Consider the following 12,503-nt stretch of genomic DNA (forward strand, 5'->3'; position numbering starts at 1 on the left):
ATATGAAAAGGTTTAAAATATTTACAATAGCAGCTCTTTTGTCATCTGCATTAGTGACTACTTCCTGTGGCGATGATTTCCTTACTGCAAGTCCTACGCAGAAACCACTGGCCGGAGCTCCTGCAACAGAGGGTGCGATTCTTTCTTATTTAGGTTCTGCATACCAGATTCTATTATTTGATAGTTATGCCAATAATAACTATAATGGCATTTTGCTTATGTCCGACCTTCGTTCTGATGATATATATAAAGGTGGTGGTGATGCAGGTGACCAGGCACAGCTCTATTCTTTGTCTCAATTCTCAATGAGTTCGAGAGAGGAACTTGGTTTATGGAATATCTACTATACAGGGCTTGCACGTTGCAACAATACCATCATTGCCTGTCAGAATTCAACTGGTGTGAAAGAAGATAAGGTTAAGCAATATAGTGCGGAAGCTCATTTCTTGCGTGCGTATTATGTACATTTATTGTGGAAGCTATATGGCAATATCCCTTATTTTGAAGCTCCTTTGGAAGATCCTTATGTTGCTAGACAATATACTGCTGATGAGATTTATGCTGAAATTATGGCCGATTTGGATGTAGCTTGTGAAGATGGGGTACTGTCTATGACTACAAATGCGAAAGATGATGGTACAGTGACAGATAGAGGGCGTGTTTGTCGTGCTGCAGCGCTGATGTTGAAAGCGCGTGTTGTCATGTATCAGAAAGATCAAAGTAGATATGCGGAAGTTGCCAATGATATGGCTACTATCATTAAAAGTGGTAAGTTCGATTTGATGACTGATTTTGATGCTATGTGGCTGGATGAGAATGAATTCTGTGTGGAATCTATTTTTGAGAGTAATCAGTTGCCCGAAGGCAAAACCTGGTCGACCGGTTGGCAAGGATATGGAACAAATTTACCGGCATTTATTGCTCCTAACGGTTTGATTGATCCGGATGGTGTGTTTAATGGTGGTTGGGGATTTGCTCCTGTACGTCAGTCGGCCTATAACATGTATGAAGAAGGGGATTTACGTCGTGATGCTTCAATTAACGACTGGAGTGCAGCTGAATATGCAAGACGTTTTCAAGATACCGGTTTATTCCAACGTAAGTATGCTGCCCGCAAAGGATATAATCCTCCTCCCGGTGATACAGATTTGAATTATTGTAATAATCTACGCATTTTCCGCTATGCAGAGACTCTGTTGAATTATGTCGAATTGGTAAAAATGGATGGTGTTGCTGAGCAGCAAGGGGTTGATGCGCAATCCTGTCTGGATCAGATTCGTAAGCGTGCATTCGGTAAGGATGCTTCTATTCCTGCTACTGCTGCTAATATTAAGGCTGAACGCCATAAAGAATTTTTAGGCGAAGGTATGCGTTTCTATGATTTGGTACGTTGGGGAGATGCTGCTTCTGTTCTGACGGAGAATAATACGGAATATAATTCAGTTCGCAATTATAATGAAAATAAAAAGTATCTGCCCATTCCTCAAACAGAGATTGATAAGACGAAGGGTACTGAGTTTGAGCTGAAACAGAATACGGGTTACTAAATCGATGATAACACTTAAAAATAAAAATAAATATGAAAAATATATTCAAATCAGGGCTTTGGGCGATGTTGGCCTTAGTCGTAATGACTGCTTGTGAGCCTCAGGAGAGTGATGATTATTCACTGGGAGTGCTTGGTACGATCTCTCTTGAAGAAATAACTTATACTAAAGCAACCACCGAAAGGAGTGGTAATGAGATTGTCTTCACGAATACGGTTAACACCAAAGTCCCTTATTCATTTGTCTGGGATTTGGGGAATGGAGTGACTAGTAAAAGTAAAACCGTCACTGGCCAGTATCCGGAGAAAGGTGACTATACTGCTACTTTGACAGTCTATACTGCTGACGGTGACGCTGTTTCCAAAGTTATTCCTTTACATTTTGATAAAGATGATTTCAGTTTGCTTGATATTCCTCTTTATAATAATCTGACCGGAGGGGCAAGTGCTGCAAACGGAAAAACCTGGGTGTTCGACCGGTATAATAACTTCACTAAAGAAGTGGCGGAAGCCGTAGGCAAGTATGAAAGTCCGAAACCTACTATTGTAGGAGATGATATCAAAGGCCATATTGGCTTAGGTCCTGTGGGCACTTATGCACAGAATTGGTGGGGAGCCGGTGCTGATGAAAAAAATAAATGGACTATGTATGATATGAAGTTCACCTTTATCCAGGCAGGATTGCAGTTGAAGATTGAAACCGAAGGCAAGGGATATGGACGTTGGGCTATAGCTAATGGTAAGCCGGGAGCGGTTCAGGAAGGAGAAGATACGTCTTTCGATTATGCTGGTGGTTCTTATAATTTTGCTTTGGACGATAGTGGAGTATTTCCTCAATTAACGCTGACGGGTGACGCTTTCTTGGGCTATTATTGTGGTACTCAGACCTATGATATTATTTATCAAACGGATGAGGTGATGGCTTTACGTGTATTGAATACGACTGAAAATCAGGATTGGGTATTCATTTACTGCCGTGAGGACTTGAACGTCGGCGAACCGCCTATCGTGAAAACCCCCAAGGTAATTCCTTTGACAGAAAACTTTGAAAAGGATGAGATTTTGAACTTCATAGCTCAGGATATGGGTGATAAGAGTGGTGTTGTCGACAATCCGGCTCCGGTACCGGTTAATGAATCGAATAAAGTATATCGTTATCAGAAATCAGATTCATATTACAGTAATTTATCATTTACGACGAAGGACTATACTTTTGACCTGACTACTCAAAACAAGATTCGCATGAAAGTATTTGTACCTTCTTATAATGATTATACCACGGTTGCTAATGTTGCAGGTGAATGGATTACTATTAATCAGTTGCAGAAGCAAATAGTTGTGAAACTGCAAAATAGCGATATGGGAGACAACGCATGGGAAACCCAAGCTGAAATTACGAAGAAAGATCTTGCTACTGATAAATGGCTTGAAATAGAGTTTGACTTCAGTGATGTGAAAGATCGTCAGGATTTTGACCGGATTGTTATCCAATTCGGTGCCGAAGGACATGCGGCTCCCGGCATATTCTTCTTTGATGATTTTTCATTTAAGGAATAAAGTGTAGTTTAACAATTAAAGAGACGGTTGCTTTTTTCGGGCAACTGCCTCTTTATTATTCTCAAAATATGAAATTTATGACTTGTTTGTGGTTAATGCCGTTTATCCTTCTGGCGGGTTGTGGCAATAATAATTCGGTGTCAGAAGAGCCGCAGGGAGGAGAAACACTTTCGATGGAAGTAACTCCGGCCAACATGCAGATGAGTGCAGCGGGAGAGACGTTTACGATTGTCGTGAAAGCTGATGCAGCATGGACTGTGAAAACTGATGGACAGTCTTGGTATTCACTGTCTGGAGGTAGCGGCCACAAGGGTGAAACTGCCCTAAAAATCACAGCTCTAAAAAATGCTACTGACCAAGAACGTACAGCAGTATTATCTTTTGCTATGGGTACGGATTATAAGAAAGAATATACCTTAAAACAGGCTAAAGGTGAGATTGAAAATTATGTTCCGGAGGGCTATACACTGGTCTGGCAAGATGAATTCAATGATACGCGTTTGACTGACGGTAAACCTGCATTACCTAAAACTTCCGCTTGGTGGTATGAGACGGGCAATAGCGGTTGGGGTAATCATGAAATACAAAATTATGTTGCTGGCTTTTCAGGAACAGATACTTGTTCAATTGTCTCAGATGGTACGTTGAAAATCATTCTTCAAAAAAGAGGAAATGAAGTACTGTCCGTTCGTATGAATAGCATTCAAAGCTGGAAGTATGGCTACTTTGAAGCTCGTCTTAAGCTCCCGAAAGGTAAGGGAACGTGGCCTGCCTTCTGGATGATGCCGAAAAACTACACAGCTTGGCCGGATGACGGTGAGATTGATATCATGGAAGAAGTTGGGTATGATCCTAATGTAATATTGTCTACGATTCATTGTAAAGCTTACAATCATTCTATTGGTACTCAAAAATCAGGAACGATGAAGGTACCCACTGCACAGACTGAGTTCCATATATATGCGGTTGAATGGACTGAAGACTTTATTAAAGGATATGTAGATGGTAAATGTTACTTTACTTTCAATAATGATAAGAAAGGAAATAAAGATACTTGGCCTTTTAATGCTCCTTTCTATCTGAAGTTGAATCTTGCGTGGGGTGGCGATTGGGGAGGTGCCCAGGGCATAGATGAATCCGCCCTTCCGGCAACTTATGAAATTGATTATGTACGTGTGTTTCAGAAAATATAATTGAAGAAGTATGAAAGCTATGAAATTTTTCTCCGCTTGCCTGTTTCTGCTGCCCTTTGTCTCTTGCACCCAAGTGGCAACCAATAAGGGCGATGCGGCAACAGAGAAAAGAGTGGAAGCACTGTTATCCAAGATGACCTTGGAGGAAAAGATTGGTCAGATGAACCAGATTTCCTCTTATGGCAATATCGAGGATATGAGCAGTTTGATTAAGAAAGGTGAAGTCGGTTCTATTTTGAATGAGATAGACCCGGTGCGTATCAATGCGTTGCAGCGCGTAGCGATAGAGGAATCTCGTTTGGGGATTCCTCTGCTGATGGCACGTGATGTCATTCACGGGTTTAAAACGATTTTCCCTATTCCGTTGGGACAGGCGGCCTCGTTCAATCCTCAGGTTGCGAAAGACGGTGCACGGGTAGCGGCTATCGAAGCTTCTTCCGTGGGCATTCGCTGGACGTTTGCACCGATGATTGACATTGCCCGTGATCCCCGTTGGGGGCGTATTGCCGAAGGATGCGGGGAAGATACTTATCTTACTTCCGTGATGGGAGCCGCTATGGTAGAAGGTTTTCAGGGAGATTCTCTGAATAATCCGACATCGATAGCTGCTTGCCCCAAACACTTTGTGGGCTATGGTGCAGCCGAAGGCGGGCGTGACTATAATTCTACATTCATTCCTGAACGCCGCTTGCGCAATGTTTATTTGCCACCGTTCGAAGCGGCTACCAAGGCAGGTGCAGCTACATTCATGACTTCCTTCAATGACAATGATGGTGTACCCTCAACTGGAAATACCTTCATCCTGAAAGATGTACTTCGCGGTGAATGGGGATTTGATGGATTGGTAGTGACGGACTGGGCTTCTGCCAGTGAGATGATAAGTCATGGTTTTGCGGCAGATCCGAAGGAGGCGGCTATGAAAGCTGTTAATGCAGGAGTCGACATGGAGATGGTAAGTTATACTTTTGTGAAAGAATTACCTGAACTGGTGAAAGAAGGAAAGGTGAAAGAAAGCACAATTGATGAGGCTGTCCGAAATATATTGCGCATCAAATATCGTTTGGGCTTATTTGATAATCCTTATGTGGATGAAAAACTTTCATCTACGGTGATGTATGCTCCTTCTCATCTGGAGGCGGCTAAACAGGCAGCTGTTGAATCGGCAATTCTGTTGAAAAATGACAAGGGGATATTGCCGTTGCAATCATCAGTGAAAACAGTTGCCGTGGTTGGTCCTATGGCTAATGCTCCATACGAGCAGTTGGGCACATGGGTATTTGATGGTGAAAAGAACCGTACTCAAACTCCGTTGAATGCCATTAAAGAAATGGTTGGGGATAAGTTGCAGGTAATCTATGAACCAGGCTTGGCATATAGCCGTGAAAAGAATCCGGCGGGCGTGGCAAAGGCTGCCTCGGCTGCTTCACGTGCAGACGTTATCCTGGCTTTTGTAGGTGAAGAATCTATCCTTTCGGGTGAAGCGCATTGTCTGGCCGACCTTGATTTGCAAGGTGACCAGAAAGCTCTGATTGCTGCTTTGGCGAAAACCGGCAAACCGGTAGTGACTGTCGTGATGGCAGGTCGTCCGCTGACTATCGGTAAAGAAGTGGAAGAATCGGCTGCTGTCCTTTACTCGTTCCATCCGGGCACAATGGGTGGACCTGCATTGGCAGACCTGCTTTGGGGCAAGGCTGTTCCGAGCGGAAAAACGCCGGTTACTTTTCCGAAGATGGTAGGACAAATTCCGGTGTACTATGCTCATAATAATACAGGTCGGCCGGCTACGCGAAATGAAGTGTTGCTGAATGATATAGCTGTTGAAGCGGGGCAAACCTCATTGGGATGTACTTCTTTCTATATGGATGCGGGCTTTGATCCTTTGTTCCCGTTCGGCTATGGCTTGTCATACACTACATTCAAGTATAGCAATGTCAAGCTGTCTTCGGCTGCATTGAAGAAGAATGAAGTGCTGACAGTAACATTTGATTTGGAAAATACGGGTAAATATGAAGGAACGGAAGTGGCTCAATTGTATGTACAAGATAAAGTCGGTTCCGTAACACGTCCGGTGAAAGAACTGAAACGCTTTGCCCGCGTGACGTTGAAACCGGGTGAGAAGAAGAGTGTTTCGTTCGAACTTCCCATCAGCGAGCTTGCATTTTGGAACATTGATATGGCTAAGGTTGTAGAACCGGGAGATTTTGCTCTTTGGGTGGCTTCCGACAGCCAATCCGGTGAAAATGTTTTCTTCAAGGTAATAGATTGATTGGTGATTTTAAGGTTAAAAAAGAGAGGGGCGGACCGTGATGGTTCGCCCCTCTTGCAGTTGATACAATGGCTATTCTACTAACTGTTTATGTCGGGTCATTTGATACGTCTGTAACCGTAAACGGCATTAGCACCCAGCTCTTCTTCGATACGGAGCAGTTGATTGTATTTTGCCATACGGTCGGAACGGCTCAACGAACCGGTTTTGATCTGTCCGCTGTTAGTGGCAACGGCAATGTCGGCAATGGTTGAATCTTCCGTTTCTCCGGAACGGTGGGAAGTTACGGTCGTATATCCGTGGCGGTGAGCCATTTCTATGGCATTTAAAGTTTCGGTCAGGGAGCCGATCTGGTTTACCTTAATCAGGATGGAGTTGGCGCAACCTTTCTCGATGCCCATAGCCAGGAAGTCGACGTTGGTAACAAAAAGGTCGTCACCTACCAATTGGCAGCGGTCGCCGATACGGTCGGTAAGTTTTTTCCAGCCTTCCCAGTCGTTTTCACTCATACCGTCTTCGATGGAGTCGATAGGGAACTGATTGATGAGTTGTTCCAGATAATCAATCTGTTCGTCGGCTGTGCGTTTCTTGCCTTTTTCACCTTCAAACTTCGTATAATCATATATACCGTCTTTGTAGAATTCGGAAGAGGCGCAGTCCATGGCAATCATGACATCTTTGCCTGGTTTGTATCCGGCAACCTTGATAGCGGCGATAATACTGTTCAGGGCATCTTCCGTACCTTCCAGGTTGGGAGCAAAACCTCCTTCATCGCCTACGGCAGTGCTCAGACCACGGTCCTTCAGAACCTTTTTCAATGCGTGGAACACTTCGGCACCCATACGCAGACCTTCACGGAAAGAAGTCGCACCTACGGGACGTATCATGAATTCCTGAAAAGCGATCGGGGCGTCACTGTGAGAACCGCCATTGATGATGTTCATCATCGGTACGGGCATCACGTAAGTGTTGGTACCACCGATATAGCGGTACAGAGGTATGTCGAGATATGCGGCTGCTGCCTTTGCTACGGCGAGAGATACGCCGAGAATGGCATTGGCACCTAAATTTGATTTGGTTTTGGTTCCGTCCAGTGCCAGCATGGTATGGTCGATACCCATCTGATCGAGGACAGACATTCCGATCAACTTCGGAGCGATAACATCGTTGATGTTTTCCACTGCTTTCAGCACGCCTTTGCCACCATAACGTTGTTTGTCGCCGTCACGGAGTTCCAAAGCTTCGTGTTCACCGGTAGAAGCACCGGAAGGGACAGAGGCACGGCCCATAAAGCCTGATTCCAGAATTACATCTACTTCCACTGTGGGGTTTCCTCTTGAATCGAGGATTTCACGTCCGATAATCTTTGCTATTTTCATAATTATGATATTATTTGTAACTATTTTAAATAAGGAACAAGAAACAATCGGCTTTTGTTCAGGAAAATAGTCCTGTAATTACAATTAGATTATCATTTTCCGTTAACCATTCCTCCTGCCAGTGCCGCCAGTATTCCCAATGTGATGCTTATTAAGGTATAGAATATGAATGTGCCGTAAAATCCATTTTTTAGTAAAGTAAGCCCATCATTAGAGAAAGTGGAGAAAGTGGTGAATCCGCCGCAGAATCCGGCAGTCAATAACAAACGTACTTCGGGGGAAAGGTTGAAACGGGCGGAGAGTGCGTAAAACAACCCTATCAGGAAACTCCCGAAAATGTTGACTGTGAACGTTGCCCAGGGAAAAGAGTAGGGGATAATTCGTTCGTGCAGGAGTTCTTGCACATAATAACGGAGTACGCTCCCCGTTCCGCCGCCAAGAAAAACGTATATCAATTCTTTCATTTTAATTATATATTCTGCTTACATTGTCCGCAAAGGTACAATTTTTCATTTATATCGGGTTTATATTCCTGTTTTTCTCCTTTGTACTTAAAAAACAGAAACTAAACCAGTTATGCAAACGTTTGCCGGTAAAACATCTATATTTTCATTTTATTCCTTCTTTTGCATGTCTTTTCCTGCTTATATTTGCATCACGATTATCATTCTAAAATAATTCAAATCATGAAAAACATGAAAGTTATCAAATTGTTCTGTCTCCTGCTCTTTTTGTTTGTGGGCAATTGGGCAATGGCTGAGAGTATTACCTCTCCTAATGGACAACTGCAACTGAATTTTTCAGTAAACGCACAAGGTGAACCGATCTATGAACTTTCCTACAAAGGTAAAGCTGTAATCAAACCCTCTAAACTTGGTCTGGAACTGAAAGATGCTCCGGGACTGATGAATGGATTTACACTGGCAGATACCAAGACTTCCACTTTCGACGAAACTTGGGAGCCGGTGTGGGGCGAAGTAAAACAAATCCGTAATCATTATAACGAAATGGCTGTGACGCTGAATCAGAAAGCGCAAGATCGTAATATGATTATCCGTTTCCGCCTATTTGACGATGGTTTAGGTTTTCGTTACGAGTTTCCTTTGTCCAAGAACCTGAATTATTTCGTTATCAAGGAAGAACATACTCAGTTTGCCATGACCGGCGACCATACTGCTTTCTGGATACCGGGCGATTATGATACGCAGGAATATGATTATACAGAGTCTAAACTTTCTGAAATCCGCGGTTTGATGGATGGGGCAATCACTCCAAACTCCTCGCAAACCACTTTCTCTCCGACAGGTGTACAGACTTCTCTGCAAATGAAGACTGCCGATGGGCTTTATATCAACTTGCATGAGGCTGCTTTGATAGATTATTCTTGTATGCACCTCAATCTGGATGATAAGAATTTCGTATTTGAATCTTGGTTGACTCCCGATGCGAAAGGAGATAAAGGCTACATGCAGGCGCCCTGCAAATCTCCGTGGCGTACGGTTATGGTAAGTGATGATGCCCGTGATATTCTGGCTTCCAAATTGACGCTGAATTTGAACGAGCCTTGCGCTTATAAAGATGTTTCCTGGATTAAACCGGTGAAATACGTTGGTGTATGGTGGGAGATGATCGCCGGAAAGAGCACGTGGGCTTATACGGATGATTTGCCTTCCGTGAAATTGGGTGAGACGGATTATACCAAGACCAAACCTAACGGTAAACATGGCGCTACCAATGAAAATGTGAAACGCTATATTGATTTTGCTGCCGAACATGGTCTCGACCAAGTGTTGGTGGAAGGTTGGAACGAAGGTTGGGAAGATTGGTTCGGTCATTCCAAAGATTATGTATTCGACTTTGTGACTCCATACCCTGACTTTGATGTGAAAATGTTGAATGATTATGCCAAGAGTAAAGGCGTGAAACTGATGATGCACCATGAGACTTCCGCTTCTGTACGCAACTATGAGCGCCATATGGATAAAGCTTACCAGTTTATGGTAGACAATGGTTATAATGCGGTAAAAAGTGGATATGTAGGTAATATGATTCCTCGTGGCGAGCATCATTATGGCCAGTGGATGAACAATCATTATCTTTATGCAATAACCAAAGCAGCTGATTACAAGATTTGTGTAAATGCTCATGAGGCAGTACGTCCTACCGGGCTTTGCCGTACTTATCCTAATCTGATTGGTAATGAGTCTGCCCGTGGTACGGAATATGAGGCTTTCGGTGGCAGTAAACCGTTCCACACCACTTTGCTTCCGTTCAACCGTCTTATCGGTGGTCCGATGGATTATACTCCGGGTATCTTTGATACGAAGCTGGAATTCATGGGTGACAAACCTCATGGACAAGTACAGACTACTCTTTGTAAACAATTGGCTCTTTACGTAACGTTATATAGCCCGTTGCAGATGGCTGCTGACTTGGTTGAGAATTATGAGAAGCATATGGATGCTTTCCAATTCATCAAGGATGTAGCTGTGGACTGGGATGACAGTAAGTATCTGGAAGCTGAACCGGGTGATTATATTACAGCGGCTCGCAAGGCAAAAGGTACGAATAATTGGTTTGTAGGTGGTATCACTGATGAGAATGCACGTACTTCTAATTTTACTCTGGATTTCTTGGAACCGGGAAAACAATATGTAGCGACTCTTTATGCTGATGGAAAAGATGCTGATTACAAAGAGAATCCTACTTCTTATCAGATAAAGAAGGGTATTGTGACGAACAAGACCAAGATGTCTGTGAAACTGGCACGTAGTGGTGGTTTTGCTCTCAGTCTGATTGAGGCTACACCGGCAGATAAGAAGGCTGTGAAGAAATGGAGATAAAAAGAAAATTCTCAAATCAAGAAGTACTCTCAAATTAGGGTAAAAAGAGGTTTTTTATTAGGCATTAGGTTGTACCCCGCAGGAATATTTTCTGTGGGGTATTTTTTTTATTGTAAATAATGTACTGAGTTATTGTTTGTTGTCAAATTAGAATGGATTTTAGAGGTCTTGTTGTATGACTGATATTGTTCTGTGTACAAGGAATTAAGAGTCTGCTTACAAGGAGTTAAGAGTTTGTTGACAGGAAGTTAATTCCTTGTCGACAAACTCTTAACTCCTTGTAAACGACTAATTCTCAGTGTGGTTTGAATCTGGCTTTATTGCTGGTGTGATGAATGAAAATATGTAAAATAATTTCCCTTGTTATTTTGTATGATAAGCATTGCTTGTATCGGGCTACACCTTTTGCCTCGAAGGGTGTAGCCTTGCATATAAAAAGGTGTAGCCATCCGGGATAAAAGGTGTAGCCCTTTTGGAGGCCTCTTATAAGTACTTGTAGCTGGGGGGAGGGGCATAAATGACTATTTATAGTATTTATTCAGCTGTAAAAATAGAAGAAATTATAAGGAATATAAATTGTATAGATAATAATGTTTTTTTTTAGAAGTCATAATTCTGTATATCAACTCATTAATATGTCAAATCAAGATTCATTGAAATTATTTTTATTAAACATTTTGTTCTTTCGAAAATCCCCCTTATCTTTGCGCTCATTAAACGAACGATTAATCTACGCTTTATTCTATTAAGTCTTTCGTTTACAGTATATTACAGTATATAAGAAGTAGAAAACTGTGCTTTTTCAGCAAAATCAGCTTTTCCAGTCTTCAAAAGTGCCTGTTTGTACTTCCTGCGATAGGGAGTTTGAATTTTGGCCATTGAACGTAGCTAATTCACCATCACGAATTTACGTTTTAACCGGAAGGAATTTTCATTCCCCGGTGTCCCCAAGAAATATCCTGACGAGAACAGTTAATTATTGATGAGCTCTCAATCTTCCATTCTGAATTCTGAATTTCACTGGTATGCATTGCGTATCACTTATAGCCGGGAACTCGTTCTGAAAGAGTTTTTGGACAGGAATAATATTGAAAACTTTATTCCTATGCGTTATGAATATGTGATGCGGAAGGAGCAACGTATTCGTAAACTCGTTCCTGCCATACATAACCTGGTTTTCATTTATTCCACTCGTAAGAAGATTGACGAAATTAAGGAGGAGAATGCAGTTCTTTTGCCTCTTCGTTATATAATGGATCGTGAGACGAAGCAGCCGATTATTGTTCCGGAAATCCAAATGCGTCATTTTATAGCTATTGCCGGTTCTTACGACCAACAGGTCATTTACTTGCCACCTACAGAATATTCCATGCAGAAAGGAGATCGTGTTCGTATCACCGGTGGTGTTTTCGAAGGCGTCGAGGGTATATTTGTCCGGGTGAAAGGTGATCGTAGGGTTGTTGTATCTATTCAGGGAGTTATGGCGGTAGCTACCACTTTTATTCATCCTTCCCTTATTGTTCCGATAACAGAAGAATAATTCATAGTTTATAATTTATAATTCATAATTATATGAAGTCTCAAATCGATGCTTTGCGTCAACTTACGCATGAGCTTCTTTATCGGGTCAGTCCGAAAACCCTGTGGGTATGTTATGTTAATAAGCGAAAGTGAATTATCTTTGCGGTTATATTTAAACAACAACAATCCAATGAATTC

Annotated in this window: 8 protein-coding genes; 6 read left to right on the top strand and 2 right to left on the bottom strand. The window is 42.4% G+C overall.

Features of this window, described 5'->3' with window-relative positions:
- The first annotated feature begins 2 nt into the window (after positions 1-2).
- The 4 genes from BUC01_RS17070 to bglX all read left to right on the top strand — a co-directional run bounded on the left by BUC01_RS17070 (position 3) and on the right by bglX (position 6,562).
- A complete protein-coding gene (locus BUC01_RS17070) occupies positions 3-1,547 on the top strand; it encodes a RagB/SusD family nutrient uptake outer membrane protein (RefSeq protein ID WP_025833843.1) in 1,545 nt (514 codons plus the stop codon).
- 32 nt (positions 1,548-1,579) lie between these two features.
- Positions 1,580-3,103, top strand: coding sequence for a PKD domain-containing protein (locus tag BUC01_RS17075; protein ID WP_073314319.1), 1,524 nt, complete (start codon positions 1,580-1,582; stop codon positions 3,101-3,103).
- Positions 3,104-3,180: 77 nt separating this feature from the next.
- Positions 3,181-4,296: a family 16 glycosylhydrolase gene (locus BUC01_RS17080; protein ID WP_244895756.1), complete on the top strand. Its 1,116-nt coding sequence runs from the start codon at positions 3,181-3,183 to the stop codon at positions 4,294-4,296.
- Positions 4,297-4,306: 10 nt separating this feature from the next.
- Positions 4,307-6,562, top strand: coding sequence for a beta-glucosidase BglX (bglX, locus tag BUC01_RS17085; RefSeq protein ID WP_073314321.1), 2,256 nt, complete (start codon positions 4,307-4,309; stop codon positions 6,560-6,562).
- Positions 6,563-6,660: 98 nt separating this feature from the next.
- Here bglX and eno read toward each other — a convergent pair whose 3' ends face one another.
- On the bottom strand, positions 6,661-7,941 hold the full coding sequence (gene eno, locus BUC01_RS17090; protein ID WP_025833840.1) for a phosphopyruvate hydratase: 1,281 nt from the start codon (positions 7,939-7,941) through the stop codon (positions 6,661-6,663).
- Positions 7,942-8,033: 92 nt separating this feature from the next.
- A complete protein-coding gene (crcB, locus tag BUC01_RS17095; protein ID WP_025833838.1) occupies positions 8,034-8,405 on the bottom strand; it encodes a fluoride efflux transporter CrcB in 372 nt (123 codons plus the stop codon).
- Positions 8,406-8,627: 222 nt separating this feature from the next.
- Between crcB and BUC01_RS17100 the strand changes: the two genes are divergently transcribed.
- Positions 8,628-10,784: a glycoside hydrolase family 97 protein gene (locus BUC01_RS17100; RefSeq protein ID WP_073314322.1), complete on the top strand. Its 2,157-nt coding sequence runs from the start codon at positions 8,628-8,630 to the stop codon at positions 10,782-10,784.
- A 982-nt stretch (positions 10,785-11,766) separates the two neighbouring features.
- Positions 11,767-12,324 carry a UpxY family transcription antiterminator gene (locus BUC01_RS17105; protein WP_025836137.1) on the top strand — a complete coding sequence of 186 codons (558 nt, stop codon included), beginning with the start codon at positions 11,767-11,769 and terminating at the stop codon, positions 12,322-12,324.
- The last annotated feature ends 179 nt before the right edge of the window (positions 12,325-12,503 follow it).

The organism is Bacteroides stercorirosoris (assembly GCF_900142015.1).
In the GTDB taxonomy this organism is placed as follows: Bacteria; Bacteroidota; Bacteroidia; order Bacteroidales; family Bacteroidaceae; genus Bacteroides; species Bacteroides stercorirosoris.